General features: G+C 39.0%; 12 protein-coding genes and 1 pseudogene. 9 read left to right on the forward strand and 4 right to left on the reverse strand.

The window, feature by feature from the left end; translation table 11 throughout:
* The first annotated feature begins 360 nt into the window (after positions 1–360).
* The 5 genes from purL to M3090_RS14135 all read left to right on the forward strand — a co-directional run bounded on the left by purL (position 361) and on the right by M3090_RS14135 (position 7177).
* Positions 361–4080: a phosphoribosylformylglycinamidine synthase gene (gene purL / locus M3090_RS14115; protein ID WP_249057391.1), complete on the forward strand. Its 3720-nt coding sequence runs from the start codon at positions 361–363 to the stop codon at positions 4078–4080.
* Positions 4081–4288: 208 nt separating this feature from the next.
* The gene (locus M3090_RS14120) at positions 4289–4840 is read left to right on the forward strand and encodes a chromate transporter (protein WP_249057392.1); all 552 of its coding nucleotides are present in this window, start codon (positions 4289–4291) and stop codon (positions 4838–4840) included.
* Between the two features lie 46 nt (positions 4841–4886).
* Positions 4887–5459 carry a chromate transporter gene (locus M3090_RS14125; protein WP_249057394.1) on the forward strand — a complete coding sequence of 191 codons (573 nt, stop codon included), beginning with the start codon at positions 4887–4889 and terminating at the stop codon, positions 5457–5459.
* A 58-nt stretch (positions 5460–5517) separates the two neighbouring features.
* Positions 5518–6114 carry a DUF6621 family protein gene (locus M3090_RS14130; RefSeq protein WP_249057395.1) on the forward strand — a complete coding sequence of 199 codons (597 nt, stop codon included), beginning with the start codon at positions 5518–5520 and terminating at the stop codon, positions 6112–6114.
* Between the two features lie 64 nt (positions 6115–6178).
* Complete coding sequence (locus M3090_RS14135) at positions 6179–7177, forward strand: YeiH family protein (protein ID WP_249057396.1); 999 nt, start codon at positions 6179–6181, stop codon at positions 7175–7177.
* Between the two features lie 395 nt (positions 7178–7572).
* Here M3090_RS14135 and M3090_RS14140 read toward each other — a convergent pair.
* The 4 genes and pseudogenes from M3090_RS14140 to M3090_RS14155 all read right to left on the reverse strand — a co-directional run bounded on the left by M3090_RS14140 (position 7573) and on the right by M3090_RS14155 (position 11561).
* A pseudogene (locus M3090_RS14140) lies at positions 7573–8480 on the reverse strand (IS982 family transposase).
* Between the two features lie 351 nt (positions 8481–8831).
* Positions 8832–9872: a recombinase RecA gene (gene recA, locus M3090_RS14145; RefSeq protein WP_317239253.1), complete on the reverse strand. Its 1041-nt coding sequence runs from the start codon at positions 9870–9872 to the stop codon at positions 8832–8834.
* Between the two features lie 21 nt (positions 9873–9893).
* Positions 9894–10352, reverse strand: a complete 459-nt coding sequence (bcp, locus tag M3090_RS14150; protein WP_249057398.1) for a thioredoxin-dependent thiol peroxidase — start codon at positions 10350–10352, stop codon at positions 9894–9896.
* Positions 10353–10367: 15 nt separating this feature from the next.
* Positions 10368–11561: a saccharopine dehydrogenase family protein gene (locus M3090_RS14155; protein WP_249057400.1), complete on the reverse strand. Its 1194-nt coding sequence runs from the start codon at positions 11559–11561 to the stop codon at positions 10368–10370.
* A 957-nt stretch (positions 11562–12518) separates the two neighbouring features.
* Between M3090_RS14155 and M3090_RS14160 the strand changes: the two genes are divergently transcribed.
* From M3090_RS14160 to M3090_RS14175, 4 genes are all read left to right on the forward strand, one after another.
* Positions 12519–13313, forward strand: coding sequence for an META domain-containing protein (locus M3090_RS14160; protein WP_249057409.1), 795 nt, complete (start codon positions 12519–12521; stop codon positions 13311–13313).
* Positions 13314–13337: 24 nt separating this feature from the next.
* Positions 13338–13853, forward strand: a complete 516-nt coding sequence (locus M3090_RS14165; protein WP_249057402.1) for a PaaI family thioesterase — start codon at positions 13338–13340, stop codon at positions 13851–13853.
* Positions 13854–13976: 123 nt separating this feature from the next.
* Positions 13977–16487: a DNA gyrase subunit A gene (gene gyrA, locus M3090_RS14170; RefSeq protein ID WP_249057403.1), complete on the forward strand. Its 2511-nt coding sequence runs from the start codon at positions 13977–13979 to the stop codon at positions 16485–16487.
* A gap of 36 nt (positions 16488–16523) precedes the next feature.
* On the forward strand, positions 16524–17741 hold the full coding sequence (locus M3090_RS14175) for a tetratricopeptide repeat protein (RefSeq protein ID WP_249057405.1): 1218 nt from the start codon (positions 16524–16526) through the stop codon (positions 17739–17741).
* The last annotated feature ends 101 nt before the right edge of the window (positions 17742–17842 follow it).

Here is a 17842-nt window from a genome sequence, read left to right on the forward strand (position 1 = left end):
CTGTTTGCCTGTATGTAAACCGCAGCGGACCAGTGTAATCGAATCTGCCACAAGACTTTTTCATCCTGAACCTAGCTAATAGCTTGTATGACTGCTGTTTCTTCCTCATTTTGCCGGGCTTTCCCATTCCGTTACCCGTTCCGATTTCAGGTAACGAGTTGGTAACGCAATTCCGGTTCAAGTTGACTTTTTCCCGGTTTCAGTTGGTACTCACCCGAATCGCCAAAATCCCATAAATCATTAACTTTCAATCATATTTTCGTGATTTGCTCAGTATCTCACTTTTTTGTATTATCTTTGCATGTAATTTGAAGGCTTGTCGCCGAATATGTACATATAAATTATAATTCTATAAAAGAAATGATTATCTTTTTCAGAACCCCATCTAAGAGCGTAGTGGCCGTGGAGTGCGATCATGCGCTAGATAAATCGGAGACCGAGAAACTCTGTTGGCTTTTGGGCGATGCTACTCCTGAAAAGGAGACGAACCTGAGCGGCTGTTTCATTGGACCGCGTCGTGAAATGATTACTCCTTGGAGTACTAATGCGGTAGAAATCACTCAAAATATGGGACTTATAGGTATCAGTCGCATTGAAGAGTATTTCCCCGTAGAGAATGAAGACGCCGACCATGACCCGATGTTACAACGTATGTACAGTGGGTTGAACCAGGACGTATTTACTACTCATCGTACACCTGAACCTATCCAATATATAGAAGATCTGGAGGCGTATAATGAAAAGGAGGGACTGGCATTAAGCCGAGAGGAAATTGCATATTTGAAGAAGGTGGAAAAAGATTTAGGTCGTCTGTTGACTGACAGCGAAGTATTTGGTTTTGCTCAAATCAATTCCGAGCATTGTCGTCATAAAATCTTCGGCGGAACATTTATTATTGATGGCGAAGAGAAAGAGTCCTCTCTCTTTCAAATGATAAAAAAAACCACGCAGGAAAACCCTAACAAAATAATATCAGCTTATAAGGATAATGTGGCTTTCGCTGAAGGGCCTATCATTGAGCAGTTCGCTCCATTTGACCATTCGAAACCTGATTATTTTCAAATAAAAGACATTAAGAGTGTTATCTCGTTGAAAGCCGAAACACATAATTTTCCTACTACCGTTGAGCCCTTTAATGGTGCATCGACAGGGACTGGTGGTGAAATTCGCGATCGTATGGGTGGTGGTAAAGGGTCATGGCCTATTGCTGGTACAGCAGTTTATATGACTTCTTATCCCCGTACGGAGGAAGGGCGTTCTTGGGAAGAACTGTTGCCCGTGCGTAAATGGCTTTATCAGACACCGGAGCAGATACTTATTAAGGCTTCTAATGGTGCTAGTGATTTTGGTAATAAGTTTGGTCAACCTCTTATCTGTGGTTCTGTATTGACTTTTGAACATCAGGAAAAGGCCGATGATGCCATATATGGTTATGATAAGGTCATTATGTTGGCTGGTGGCGTAGGATACGGAACAGAGCGTGATTGTCAGAAAGGGCATCCAGAGGCAGGAAATAAAATCGTGGTAATGGGTGGTGATAATTATCGCATTGGCTTGGGAGGAGGTTCTGTGTCGTCAGTTGATACAGGTCGTTATAGTAGCGGCATTGAACTAAATGCTGTGCAACGTGCCAATGCTGAGATGCAAAAGCGTGTCTATAATGTAGTACGTGCCCTCTGCGAAGAAGATGTCAATCCTGTGGTTTCCATTCATGACCATGGCTCTGCTGGACATGTCAATTGCCTTTCTGAATTAGTAGAAGACTGTGGCGGTCTTATTGATATGAGCAAATTACCTGTTGGTGATAAGACGCTTTCTGCTAAAGAAATTATAGCTAATGAGAGTCAGGAACGTATGGGGCTACTCATTAAAGAAGAGGCGATAGCACATGTAGCTAAGATTGCTGAACGTGAACGTGCTCCGATGTACGTTGTGGGCGAAACTACAGGAGATCGCCGTTTCGCTTTTCAACAAGCGGATGGTGTGCGTCCTTTTGATTTAGCCGTAGAACAGATGTTTGGTTCTTCTCCCAAAACTTATATGATAGATAAAACGGTAAATCATTACTATGCAATGCCTCAATACGAAGTAGGTTGTTTAAATGAATATCTGGCTAATGTCCTTCAGCTCGAGGCTGTAGCTTGCAAAGATTGGCTGACTAATAAGGTTGACCGATCTGTGACAGGGAAAATCGCTCGTCAACAATGTGTTGGCGAACTTCAACTTCCATTAAGTGATTGTGGTGTTGTGGCTTTGGATTATCGGGGGGTGAAAGGTATAGCTACCGCTTTAGGGCATGCTCCGCAAGCGGCTTTGGCAGATCCACAAGCAGGTTCGATTCTTTCTGTAGCTGAAGCCTTGACCAATATAGTATGGGCTCCTTTGACAGACGGTTTAGATAGTATATCTTTATCGGCCAACTGGATGTGGCCTTGTCGTTCACAAGAAGGAGAAGATGCACGCCTCTATACGGCAGTGCAGGCTTTGAGTAATTTCTGTTGTGCCTTAAAGATAAATGTGCCAACAGGAAAAGATTCTTTATCTATGACACAAAAATATCCAGATGGAAGTAAAGTTATTTCTCCGGGTACAGTTATCGTGTCAGCAGGTGGAGAGGTTAGCGATATTAAAAAAGTAGTTTCACCGGTATTGGTTAACGATGCGCATACGACTCTTTATCATATAGACTTTAGTTTTGATCATCTTAAATTGGGTGGTTCAGCTTTTGCACAAGCATTAGGGAAAGTTGGCAGTGATGTGCCTACTGTTCAGAATCCTGAATATTTCCGTGATGCTTTTATGGCAGTGCAAGATCTTGTAAACAGGGGACTTGTATTAGCTGGGCATGATATCTCGGCAGGTGGACTTATTACTGCTTTATTGGAAATGTGCTTTTCTAATATGGAAGGTGGTATGGAGATCAGTCTAGACAAAATCAAGGATGATGATTTGGTGAAGATCCTTTTTGCTGAAAATCCTGGTGTAATCATTCAAGTGAGCAATAAACATAAGGATGAGGTAAAAAAAATATTGGAAGATGCAGGCATTGGCTTTGTGAAACTGGGCAAACTTACTGATGAACGTCATATTTTGGTTACCAAGAATGATGCAACTTATCAGTTTGGCATTGATTATCTGCGTGATGTTTGGTACTCCACTTCTTATCTTTTAGATCGTAAGCAATCTATGAATGGATGTGCAAAACAACGTTATGAGAATTATAAAATGCAACCTGTTGAGTTTGCTTTTTTACCTGATTTTAGGGGCAAATTTTCTCAATATGGGATTACTCCAGATCGTCGGAGCCAGACAGGAATCCGTGCTGCTATCATTCGTGAGAAAGGTACTAATGGAGAACGTGAAATGGCTTATTCCCTCTATTTAGCAGGTTTTGATGTGAAAGATGTGACTATGACAGATCTTGTGAGCGGACGTGAAACTTTAGAAGATGTTAATATGATCGTCTTCTGTGGTGGATTTGCTAATTCAGATGTATTAGGGTCTGCCAAAGGCTGGGCTGGTGCTTTCCTTTTCAATCCTAAAGCAAAAGAGGCTCTTGATAAGTTTTATGCACGTGAAGATACGCTTTCGTTGGGAGTTTGTAACGGCTGTCAGTTAATGATGGAATTGAATTTGATTGTTCCCAAGGATGAAAAGCGTATTCGTATGCTTCATAATGATTCACATAAATTCGAGAGTCGTTTTTTGGGATTGACTATCCCTACTAATCGAAGTGTGATGTTTGGTTCTTTAAGTGGGAGCAAACTAGGAATTTGGGTTGCTCATGGAGAAGGAAAATTTTCTATGCCCTATGATGAGGATCATTATAACATTGTTGCTAAATATAGTTACGACGAGTATCCTGGCAATCCCAATGGATCGGATTATTCTACGGCAGCCGTAGCTAGTGCAGATGGACGTCATCTTGCTATTATGCCTCATTTAGAGCGTGCGATTTTTCCATGGCAAAATGCTTATTATCCAATAGATCGCATGTATTCTGATCAAGTGACGCCGTGGATTGAAGCTTTTGTTAATGCTCGTAAATGGGTAGAAGAAAAAGTCAAAAGAGATAAATAGTTTCTTTTAAAAAACTCTCCTCTAACTTTGTAAATATATAAGTGTTGGGGGAGAGTTTTTATTCGTTTATATATTTAGTTATTGTAATTGCAAAACTCGAAAATAACTGAATGAAACTATTATTCATGTGGCTCGCTTTTGCCTATTTAGTTTCATCTTGCCTTTTGTTTAACGAAACTTAATGTTTATATTTGTTGAACTTTGAGAAATGAATTTATACCTGGAAGCTTTTTCTATTTTTTTTAAGATTGGAGCTTTTACCATTGGTGGAGGTTATGCCATGGTTCCTTTGATAGAAAATGAGATTGTTACTAGACGTCAGTGGTTAACTAAAGAAGATTTTATTGATTTGTTAGCTATAGCTCAGTCATCACCTGGAATTTTGGCAGTAAATATTTCTATTTTTATTGGATATCGTCTGAAAGGAATCTTAGGAAGTATAGTGGCAGCATTGGGAACTGTACTCCCTTCATTTCTGATTATATTGACTATCGCTTTATTTTTTCATAGCTTTAAGGATAATATGGTGGTGGAACGTATTTTTAAAGGGATACGTCCTGCAGTGGTAGCGCTAATTGCTGCACCGACATTTAGTATGGCACGTTCAGCTAAGATAAGTCGATATAATGTTTGGATACCAATAGTTTCGGCTTCACTTATTTGGCTTTTAGGCTTTTCACCCATTTGGATTATTATTTCTGCGGGAGTGGGAGGATATATTTATGGCAAGATGAAAAAGAGAAAAAGCAATGAAGCGTAAATAAATTATTCCGTTTTTTGACTATTATAATTTGTCGTTTACACCCATGATATTTTTGCAATTATTTTATACCTTTTTTAAGATTGGTCTTTTCGGTTTTGGAGGAGGTTACGCTATGCTGTCAATGATACAGGGGGAGGTCGTGACTCGTTATGGTTGGCTCACACCTCAAGAGTTTACGGATATAGTGGCTATAAGTCAAATGACTCCAGGGCCTATTGGCATCAATTCTGCTACTTATGTCGGTTATGATGCCATTGTGAGAGCTGGCTATGCTATGGAGTGGGGAATTGTTGGTTCTATGTTGGCTACGTTTGCTGTAGTTTTGCCTTCTTTTATATTGATGCTTACTATTAGTCGTTTTTTCTTAAAATATCAAAAGCATCCTATTGTAGAAGCAATTTTTAGTGGCTTACGTCCTGCAGTAGTAGGTTTATTGGCATCTGCTGCTTTGGTGTTAATGAATGTAGAGAATTTTGGTTCACCGACGAAAGATGTTCGCACTTTCGTTATAAGTTGTGTTATTTTTATTGTGGCCTTTGTGGGGACAAGAAAATATAAGGTTAATCCTATTTTAATGATTATACTTTGTGGTGTCGCAGGTTTATGTTTATATTGAAACATTAAAAGTGTTATTGTATTAAAGCGGCAGGAAATATTGATTAAATATAGAAAGAATGAATAATCGTATCACATTTTTATCTAATGTTATCATCTTGGATGTTTCATTTTTGAATGGAACTGTTGCTGATGCCAAACATGTTTTGGAGGAGAATTTGAGACGAAAGTTACCCGATACGGATATAGTGGATTGGTTGATTTGTTTAGCCTTAGATGCAGGATTACGTGGTGCTACCCATGACATACAAGTTCTTTTTGTGGTTGATGAAGGAGTTCAATCTTTAAAAAGTTCCGTCCCATGTTCTCTGTTGGAGCTGAATGGTAAGGCATGTCAAACAGCCTTGGGTGAGTTCTCGTTTGTTGTGGTATCTTCGGCTGGAATGGTATCGCGGGCAGACTTATTTGAAGAATTGACAAGGCTGGCACTTGATGCTAAAGAAGTAAAGTGCTTGATGCTGGTTCCTCATTTTTGTGAATATGGTGCAAGGGTCATCAAATCGATACAGAATTATTGTAAAGCAGCCGAAATCAGCAATGCAGAAAAGGCTATTTGCTTTTTAATGGAAGAGCCTGCTACTGATTTGCTTTGCCGTTGGGATTTTGCCACTTATTCATTGATGCATACTTGGGGCATAACATCGGAGGATTGGTAAATCCTGCTAAAAAGTGTACCTTTGCGGCTGCAAAAATATGATGTTGAATTAAAATTGAATTTGTATGCTGGAGAATCAAACTTTTCTAAGGTCCAAGAAGAAAGCTATCTATATCACTATTTTGGTGGTACTTTTTGTTTGCTTGATGTTGGATTATGTGCCATCCTTGTCTTCATATGTTTCTTGGGTTACTCCTCCTGTTGCTTTGTTCCTGGGATTAGCATTTGCTTTGATGTGTGGGCAAGCATATCCAAAGTTTAATAAGAAAATTTCCAAATATCTGTTACAGTATTCTGTTGTCGGGTTAGGGTTTGGGATGAATCTCCATGCAGCATTGGCTTCTGGAAAAGAAGGGATGGAGTTTACTATTATTTCGGTGATAGGCACACTTCTTATAGGTTGGTTTATAGGCCGTAAGTGTTTGAAGGTAGACCGTAACACTTCTTATCTTATTTCTTCTGGTACAGCAATTTGTGGTGGAAGTGCTATAGCGGCAGTAGGCCCTGTTTTAAAAGCAAAAGATGAGGAAATGTCTGTTGCTTTAGGAACCATTTTTATTCTTAATGCCATTGCTCTGTTCATCTTTCCTTTTATTGGTCATGTTTTGAATATAGGGCAGTACGAATTTGGGACGTGGGCAGCAATCGCCATCCATGACACTAGTTCTGTGGTGGGAGCTGGTGCTGCTTATGGAGAAGAAGCACTGCAAGTGGCCACCACTATTAAGTTGACACGCGCATTGTGGATTATTCCATTGGCTTTCATTACTTCGCTTATTTTTAAGAGTAAAGGTAAGAAAATGTATGTGCCTTGGTTTATTCTGTTCTTTGTGTTGGCTATGATATTTAATACTTATGTGCTAGACCGTTCGGAGATAGGTATGAAATTGGGAGCTTTTATTAATGACTTTGCTCGTAAAATGCTGACCATTACACTTTTCTTTATCGGTGCATCCCTTTCACGTGATGTATTGAAAACTGTTGGATTTAAACCGTTGTTGCAGGGCGTGTTACTTTGGATTGTTATTAGTATAGCTACTTTGCTTTATATCTATTGGTTTTAATTGGGGTAAATAATCAAATTTGTTGTTCAATAAACTTATCCGGGCAAGAGAAATGTTTATTGAAGAGAAAGACATGGCGATTTTTCAGGGGAGAGGGATTTCATTCTTGTATGCTTTAAATAGAAAGTGGTGATGCTGTATAAAAACTGTATCTCCAGGTTAGAGATATATGTCTCTAACCTGGAGATATATGTCTCTAACCTGGAGATATATATCTTTAGCCTAGAGATGTGCATCTCTAAGCTAAAGATACAAATTCGATGAATAATAGAAGATTATTTATATATTAAAAGATTTCTTCTAAATAGGAATAGAACAAATCTTCTGCTTTTTTCGCCTTCTTGATAAGAATCCGAGAAATAATCTTGATAAATTAACGTGAGTTCGAAATAAAATTAGAAAATGGCCAGTTGTCCGTCATTGACAAAGTTAACGTCAATGGCGGGCTTCTTTTCAAAAAAACAGTATGCTGCTATAGCCGACAAAGAATTGGCTATAAAGTTATTGAATGAACGATGTCTGGAATGTTCTATTTGTGCGATGTTCTTCAACTCATCATTGACCGTTTCAATCAAGGCTCTTTTTCGGAGCAAGATTTTGTCGGCAATACTCATCAGTGAGTTCTTCATATTGTTTTTAACTTTAGTGACAAGCTGTATGCCATTAAGGAAAAGGTTCTCAAACAGAGCCTGACCGATATATCCCTTGTCTGCACACAGTTTTCCTTTGATGTTCTCCATAAACTTACCCTGCTTCAACGGTTCCCGGTCATCCACGTTTCCGGGCGTAAACATAAAATTGAGAATTTCACCCTTGTCATTGATTATCAGATGCAGCTTGAATCCGAAGAACCATCCCATGGAACATTTTCCACGCCCGGCAAGTCCCTCAAATGTCTTATGAATCAGGACTCTTTGGTTACGACAAACACGTAAAGGAGTGGAGTCAACAAAACTGATACCGGTACAGGTTCCCAGCAGTACTTTTTTGATGAAGATGGTCATGGGAAGCAATACTTCCTTCTCCAGCTCCACAAAACGGTTATAGGAAACCTGACACGGAAAAAGATGTTTCAGGTGTTTGCAGACATATTCCTAACTATAAAATGCTTGAAACAGCGGAAACCACCGGAGTGAAACAGAATTAGAATAACTATAATCTCCGCATCACTCATACGGTTGGGTTTGTTACGATGCCTGGTCTTCTTATCCTCAATCATATATTTATCCTGTTGCAATGCAAATTCCTTGCAAAAATCATCGGCCATACAATAAATCTCCGTAACTTTAGACTCTGGAAACATAGTAGTAATCGTTTAAATGTTATAATTGGACACTATAAATTTAATACTTTTATCGCTATGTTTTTAATTATCAGAAAAATATATTTATCATTATATCGAACTCACGTTAAATTAGAAAGACGCGGTCTGTTTAAAGAAAATGTTTTTGCCTTGTTATCGCATACTTTTTAGAATAGTTTCCCGTTTATTAGAAGATGAAGTCGGAATCCAGGATTTGCTTAAGAGGAAGCTTACTTAACGAAGAAGTTACAAGAAAGTTTGAAGGAATGAGAAACAGGATGCTATTAAAGTTGTCTCAAACAGTAAAAAAGCGAAGGCGAGATTAAGAAATCTCGCCTTCGCTTTTTTGTTTTATTTCTCTTGTTTCAAAGCTTCGAAAATTTGTGTTTCCAATTCTTCTGCCAATTCTGGGTTGTCCAGAATTACTTGCTTGGCAGCATCTCTTCCTTGTGCTAATTTAGTGTCGTTGTAGCTGAACCAAGAACCACTTTTCTTGATAATACCTAAATCAGACCCCAAATCAATAATCTCTCCAGCTCTCGAAATACCTTCGCCAAACATAATGTCGAATTCGGCACGACGGAATGGAGGAGCTACCTTGTTTTTTACAATTTTCACTTTTGTCTGACGTCCCAGTACTTCTTCACCATTCTTGATTGCTTGTCCTGGCCTGATGTCAATGCGTACTGAGGCATAAAACTTCAGGGCATTACCGCCTGTGGTCGTTTCCGGATTACCGAACATTACACCAATCTTCTCGCGCAATTGGTTGATAAAGATGCACGTAGTACGTGTTTTACTAATAGCCGATGTCAATTTCCGTAAAGCTTGTGACATTAATCGGGCCTGTAAGCCTACTTTGTTGTCACCCATATCGCCTTCGATTTCAGCCTTAGGCGTCAGAGCTGCTACGGAATCAATGACGATAATATCTACAGCCGATGAATGAATCAACTGATCTGCAATCTCTAATGCTTGTTCGCCATTGTCTGGCTGAGAGATAAGCAGGTTGTTGACATCTACTCCCAGCTTGGCAGCATAGAATCGGTCGAAGGCATGCTCTGCGTCTATAAAAGCAGCAATGCCACCGAGCTTTTGTGCTTCGGCAATGGCATGAATGGCCAATGTCGTTTTACCTGAAGACTCAGGACCATAAATCTCTATGATACGTCCACGAGGATAGCCTCCTACGCCCAACGCAGCATTCAAACTGATGGAACCGGTAGGGATGACATCTATGTGCTCCACTTCCTGGCTACCCATTCGCATAATAGAACCTTTGCCAAAGTTCTTCTCTATTTTGTCCATAGCAACTTGCAGCGCTTTCAGTTTTTCGCTGGTAGCTTGTGCTGCACTCTCACTCTCAAAGTTTAGTTCGTCTTTTTTTGCCACCTTTTTGTTGAAATTAAAGGGTTATTTGTTTAAATTTAGTATTTGAGCCGCATGCTCTTTCGTTTTTATTTCCTTGGAGGTGATAATACGTTCGATAAAGCCCTCTTCGTCAATGATGAAAGTTGTGCGGAAAGTTCCCATATATTTACGTCCATACATGCTTTTCTCGCCCCATACACCAAATTGTTCTACTAATTTTTTATCTGTATCGGCTATCAAAGGAAAAGGTAAAGCATGCTTTTCAATAAATTTCTGGTGAGATTTTTCTCCATCTACACTGGCACCTATAACGGCATAGCCAGCCTGTTGTAATTCTTCATAATGATCCCGCAAATTACAAGCCTCTGTTGTACATCCCGAAGTATTGTCTTTGGGATAGAAATACAGTACAATTTTTTTCCCTTTGTAATCACTAAGGCGTATTTCTTCACCTTTTTCGTTGATTCCCAATATTTCAGGCGCTTTGTCCCCTATGTTCATGTATCTGTTTAGCTTTTAAAGTTCTAAATCTGTGTCAAACACTTCGTGCCAAGGTAATCCTTGTTTATTTAGCTGTTCCATGAATGGGTCGGGATCAAATTCTTCGACATTCCATACTCCTGGCCGTTTCCATATACCTTTAAGGAACATCATGGCACCAATCATGGCCGGTACACCTGTTGTGTAGCTAACTCCTTGCATACCGGTTTCCTGATAAGCGGCTTGGTGACTACAGTTATTATATACATAATATGTTCGCTCTTTTCCATTTTTCAGTCCACGGATGCGGCATCCGATAGAAGTCTCTCCATCGTAATTCTCACCTAAGTCTTGAGGATTCGGTAGAACAGCTTTCAAAAATTGCAAGGGAACAATTTTCATACCATTGTAATCAATTGGGTCAATTCGGGCCATGCCAATATCTTGGATAACGCGCAAATGAGTTAAATATTCTTGACCAAATGTCATCCAAAATCGAGCGCGTTTAATGGTGGGGAAATTTTTTACCAAAGATTCTAACTCTTCATGATAAAGCAGATATGAGTCACGCGGCCCGATGTTGGGGTAGTTTAGCGATTTATGGATTTCCAATGGCTTTGTGGTAATCCATTGGCCGTTTTCATAGTAGCGGCCGTTTTGTGTGATTTCGCGAATGTTTATTTCAGGGTTGAAGTTGGTTGCAAAAGCTTTATGGTGATTGCCTGCATTACAGTCAACAATATCTAAATATTGTATTTCATCAAAATGATGCTTAGCTGCGTAGGCAGTATATATGCCACTTACTCCCGGGTCGAATCCACAGCCAAGTATTGCAGTTAATCCAGCATCCTCAAAGCGTTTTTTGTAGGCCCATTGCCAACTATATTCAAAATGGGCTACATCCTTAGGCTCATAGTTAGCAGTGTCTAAATAGTTGACTCCTGTTTTCAGGCAAGCCTCCATAATGGTTAGATCTTGATAGGGCAGAGCTACGTTGATAACAATTTCAGGCTTGAAACTATTGAATAGAGCTACCAGTTCGTCTACGTTGTCAGCATCTACTTGTGCAGTCTGAATATTAGAATTGCCAATGGCTTTTACCACAGCGTCACATTTGGATTTTGTACGACTGGCAATCATGATGTCGGTGAAGACATCTGTATTTTGAGCTACCTTGTGCGCAACGACGGTACCTACGCCGCCTGCACCAATAATAAGAACTTTACCCATATTTTTTATTATGTTATATTTTGAAGTGAATCCAGATGAGCGAGAATCCCGCTTATCGTTTGCAAACTTAGGGAAAAATCCGCGATTTTCGACGTTTACTCAACAAAAAAATCAAATAGCCAACAGATTTTCTCTGTCATTCCATTGTTCTTCTTGTGATAACGGGGAGAATGGACGCTTCTTGCTGAAATCCGAAAGCCGGCTTGCCGCAACCAGACAGATTGGTTTTATGCTTTGCCGGATGGGCTTTGGGGGCTTTGTTTTTTGAATGTCATGGGATATTATCCCTTTTCAGGTCTCTTTCAGGTCTTATTCAAGTCTCTTTCAAGTCTTATTTCCAATAAGGGAAGCATAGGCCGTGCATAGACTCTGGAGAAGCTGGCGAAAAATCCGGAAGCGCAGGTGTCAGGATGCGATGAAATAATAAGTAATCATTCCTTTTTAGTTTATACTATTGATGTGTCTGTCACTCTGAGTGAAGCCCGTAGGGCGTAGTCGAAGAATCTCTCTAAAGGCTCTGTCTGGCTGGCAGCGCAAGAAGGAGATGTTTCGACTTCGTTTCACACCCCCTCTTACCTCCCCCGTTTGTCGGGGGAGAACAATGCTCAACATGACAGATACAACACAATGTATAAACTAAATTTCAGTAAGTAGATGTTTACATTTAGTTTATATCATGAATACGGACTTAGTTAGAGCGCAAAGAGTAACAGAAATCCCCTCCTCCGGGGAGGAGGAGAATCAAGTTACCATTGTTTACTTTCATGATAATATAAACTAAAAAGGAATGATTACTTACTTAAATCTTAATCAAACTAAATCACTAAAAACTTCCTAAAACCTTGGTTGCTTTGGGGGATTTTATGGGCAAACGATTTGCTATCCGGTTATTTTGTCTAACTTTGCACTGAAATAGCTTTATGCACTATTTTTTTATAATTAAAGACGATAAATATGGTGAAAAAAAAATTAGTATTCTTTTGTTTAGCAGCCGTAATGGTTGGCATGTCATCATGTAGCTCATCTAAAAATGTGGCAGTGTTGGCTGATATTGATGGAGAATGGGATATTATAGAGATAAATGGTACGGCTGTAGTGCCGACACCAGGGCAGACGTACCCCTATATTGGTTTTAATAAGTCTACGGGGCGCATCCATGGAAATGCAGGCTGTAATCGTTTAATGGGAGCGTTTGATGTTAATGCAAAATCGGGCACGATAGATTTGGGGCAAATGGGTACTACGCGTATGATGTGTCCAGATATGGCGTCAGAACAAAATGTCTTGAATGCCTTGGCACAAGTGAAGCACTATACGAAATTGGGTGAAGGAACTATCGGTTTGTGCGGCAAATCGCTTAAACGTCCTATTCTTATATTAAAAAAGAAAGTACCTGATATGAATATTGCTGATTTGAACGGAAAATGGAAAATTGTGGAAGCCGGAGGAATTGCTGTTAGCGATAGTTTGGAAAACCAACCTTTTCTCGAACTAAAAGTGGCCGAAAAAAAGTTGCATGGAAATGCAGGATGCAATATCATCAATGGAGGCTTCCAAACCGAAGATGGTAATGCCGGAACTATTTCTTTTCCGCAACTTATCAGTACAATGATGGCTTGTCCTGATATGGAAGTGGAAAGTCGTGTGTTGAAGGCTTTAAATGATACGCGTTCTTTGGGACGTTTGCAAGAGAATCGTGTTGGCTTTTATGATGCAGACAACACATTGGTTATGGTATTGGTAGCTTTCTAAGAATAAGAGTTATAAATAAGCGTCATGAAGAGAATAATTAATCCTTGGAAGGAAACGGAAGGTTACAATTGCTTTGGATGCTCATTGCATAATGCAGCGGGGCTGCACATGGAATTTTATGAAGAAGGTAATGAAATCTTAAGTCGTTGGGTGCCACGCCCGGAATATCAAGGATGGCTTAATACCTTACATGGCGGTATACAATCTGTTTTATTGGATGAAATATGCGGATGGGTAGTCTTTCGTAAATTGCAAACAGGAGGGGTGACATCTAAGATGGAGATTCGTTTTCGAAAGTCTGTTTCTACGAATGAACCTTTCCTGGTGTTGCGCGCTCATCTTCGCGAACAAAAACGAAACTTAGCGGTGGTAGAAGCTAATCTTTACAATAGTCACGGTGATTTATGTACGGAGGCACTCTGTGTATATTATACTTTTCCTAAAGATAGAGCAGGAGCGGAGATGCATTTTCGTCAGTGTGAAGTGGAAGATGAAGATATTCCTTCGTTTGAAGAGTTACTAGGTAAAGGAAACATTTAGCTTTGGAGGGAGGCAAGAGTGTTTTTCCTGTCTTGAAAAATTTTCGTATATCAAAAAAATAAACTACCTTAGCATAGTTTTTTCGGATAGAATAGAACATTATTAATTAATTATAAATTATAAATGCTTGAGCAAGATAGAATTATAAAAGTAAATATTGAGGAGGAAATGAAGTCGTCGTACATTGACTATTCTATGTCAGTCATTGTATCGCGCGCTCTCCCTGATGTTCGTGATGGTTTCAAACCTGTACATCGCCGTATTCTTTTTGGCATGATGGGGTTGGGAAATACGTCAGATAAACCGTATAAAAAATCAGCCAGAATAGTTGGAGAGGTATTAGGTAAGTACCATCCGCATGGAGACTCATCTGTTTATGGAGCATTAGTACGTATGGCCCAGTGGTGGTCGATGCGTTATATGATGGTAGATGGTCAGGGCAATTATGGCTCTGTGGATGGTGACAGTCCTGCTGCCATGCGATATACGGAATGCCGTTTACGTAAAATTGGTGAAGATATGATGCAGGATATTGATAAGGAAACGGTTGATATGCAGAATAATTTTGATGACACTCTGCAAGAACCTACTGTAATGCCTACACGTATTCCCAATTTGTTGGTGAATGGTGCTTCGGGTATTGCGGTTGGTATGGCAACCAATATGCCTACTCATAATCTTTCTGAAGTTATTGATGCTTGTATAGCTTATATAAATAATAGTGATATCTCTATCGAGGAGCTAATGAACTATATTAAAGCTCCAGACTTCCCTACGGGTGGCTATATTTATGGCATGAGTGGTGTACGTGAGGCATATTTAACCGGACGAGGACGTGTTATTATACGTGCTAAAGCTGAAATCGAGACAGGACAGAATCATGATAAGATTGTTGTAACAGAAATTCCTTATGGTGTCAATAAGGCGGAACTCATAAAAGATATTGCTAATCTTGCCAATGAAAAGAAGCTGGAAGGAATTTCCAATGCTAATGATGAATCCGATCGCGACGGTATGCGTATAGTTATCGATGTGAAACGCGATGCTAATGCGAGTGTTGTACTGAACAAACTTTACAAAATGACTCAGTTACAAACATCGTTTAGTGTTAACAATGTAGCATTAGTGCATGGGCGTCCGCGTTTGCTTAACTTGAAAGACCTTATTCGCTATTTTATTGAACATCGCCATGAAGTAGTTATTCGTCGCACACAATACGATTTACGTAAAGCTAAAGAGCGTGCTCATATTCTTGAAGGTTTGATTATCGCTTCAGATAATATTGATGAAGTAATTCAGATTATTCGTGCATCACAAACCCCTAATGATGCTGTAAATGCTTTGATGGAACGTTTTCAATTGACAGATGTACAAGCGAGAGCTATTGTTGAAATGCGTCTCCGCCAACTTACAGGCCTTCAGCAAGAGCAATTACATAGTGAATATGAGGATATTCAAAAGAAAATAGCTTATTATGAGCAGATTTTGTCTGATGAGCATCTTTGTCGGAAGGTTATAAAAGATGAACTTGTTGAAGTAAAAGAAAAGTATGGTGACCCGCGCCGGTCAGAAATTGTTTATTCTTCTGAAGAATTTAACCCAGAAGATTTCTATGCTGATGATCAGATGATTATTACAATATCGCATTTAGGATATATTAAACGTACGCCCTTAAGTGAGTTTCATGCGCAAAATCGGGGTGGAGTGGGTTCTAAAGGAACGGATACACGAGATGAAGATTTCGTGGAACATATCTATCCTGCAACAATGCATAATACAATGATGTTTTTCACACAAAAAGGAAAATGTTATTGGTTGAAGGTATATGAAATACCAGAAGGTACTAAGAACTCTAAAGGACGTGCTATACAGAACCTTTTGAATATTGATACTGATGATGCGGTAAATGCCTATTTGCGTGTTAAAAATCTTAATGATCAGGATTTCATTAATTCACACTATGTCCTCTTCTGCACTAAAAATGGTGTTATTAAAAAGACCTTGCTAGAACAATATTCACGTCCTCGCCAAAATGGAGTGAATGCTATCACTATTCGAGAAGATGATCGCGTTATCGAAGTGCGTATGACCAATGGAAATAATGAGATTATTATTGCTAATCGTAATGGACGTGCTATACGTTTTCATGAAAGCACAGTGCGTGTAATGGGACGTACTGCTACAGGTGTTCGTGGTATAACTCTGGATGAAGATGGACAGGATGAAGTTGTAGGTATGATTTGTATTAAAGATGCTGCAACGGAAACTATTATGGTTGTCTCAGAGCAAGGATATGGTAAACGCTCAGAATTGGAAGATTATCGCATCACGAATCGTGGAGGCAAGGGTGTAAAAACTATGAACATTACCGATAAAACGGGCAAACTTGTAGCAATTAAGTCAGTAACAGATGATAATGATTTGATGATCATCAATAAATCAGGCATCACAATTCGTCTTAAAGTGGCTGATGTTCGTGTCATGGGGCGTGCAACCCAAGGGGTGCGTCTTATCAACCTTGAAAAACGTAATGATGAGATTGGTTCTGTTTGTAAAGTAACTTCTGAAACAGCCGAAGAGGCATTGGAAAATGAAAGTAACGTCAATGAAGCAGATAACGAAAATAACGAATAGACATATATCTATTAATCATTTAATTACACTACAATCATGAAAAAAATTGTATTTTCGGTAGTTTTATTATTGGCAGCAGGCTTTGTATTCGCTCAAGAGAAAGCCGTAAAGGAGGCAAAGAAGATCGTAAATGGAACTTCTCCTGATTTTGCCAAAGCAGAGGAATTGATCAATGGAGCATTGACCAATCCTGAAACGAAAGATCTGGCTGAAACTTGGAATGTAGCTGGACTTATCCAAAGGAAACGGAGTGAAAAGGAAATGGAGAAGGCTTATTTGAGGCAACCTTATGATACAATGCAAGTGTATAATAGTGCCTTAAATATGTGTAAATATTTCTTTAAGTGTGATGAGCTGGCTCAAATACCTAATGAAAAGGGTAAGATTAAGAACAAGTATCGTAAACCCAATTCAAGTGAGATCTTGGCGGAAAGGGGAAATCTGATTAATGGTGGTATCCAATATTTTAATCAAGATAAGAATAAAGAGGCCCTCGAATTCTTTGGCACGTATGTGGATATGCTTAATCAGCCTATGTTTGCAGACAATGAGCAAGTAAAAAATGATACTTTAATGCCTCAGATTGCTTATTATGCTAGCTTGGCAGCGATGAAGATGGAAGATTATCCTAGTGTTCTGAAATATGCTCCTTATGCTAAAGATGATAAAGAAGTAGGCAAGTATGCAATGGAATTTGTATCAACTGCCTTAAAAGCAGAGGGTGATACTGCCAAATGGGTTATTTCTTTGCAAGAAGGTGTGCAGAAATATCCTGATCATCCATTTTTCTTTGGTAATTTGATTGATTATTATAGCAATAGCAAAAAGTTTGATGAAGCTATGAAATTTACTGATGAAATGTTGGCCAAAGATCCTAATAATGCTTTTAATTTATATGTGAAAGGGTATATTTACCATAATATGGAGGATTATGACAATGCTTTGAAGTATTATAAAAAAACAATTGAGATTGATCCGACATATGCAGAAGCATATTCTAATATTGGTTTGATTTATTGTTTACAAGCACAAAATTTCTCAGAAAAAGCTTCTTCTGATGTCAATGATCCTAAATATAAGGAAGACCAAGCTGCTTTAAAAGGTTTTTATGAACAAGCTAAGCCGTATTACGAAAAAGCAAGAGAGTTAAAACCTGATCAAAAAGACTTGTGGTTGAATGGTCTTTATAGGGTATATTATAACTTGCAGATGGGACCCGAATATGAGGAAATTGAGAAATTAATGAATAACTGATATTCATTAAAAAAACATTAAAAGCGGATGGTTGGTATCAACCATCCGCTTTTATTTAATCTGCTATCAGTTGAAATGCAGGAATTATATCTAAAAATGAT

Source organism: Bacteroides sp. ET71, from assembly GCF_023336905.1.
Classification (GTDB): domain Bacteria; phylum Bacteroidota; class Bacteroidia; order Bacteroidales; family Bacteroidaceae; genus Bacteroides.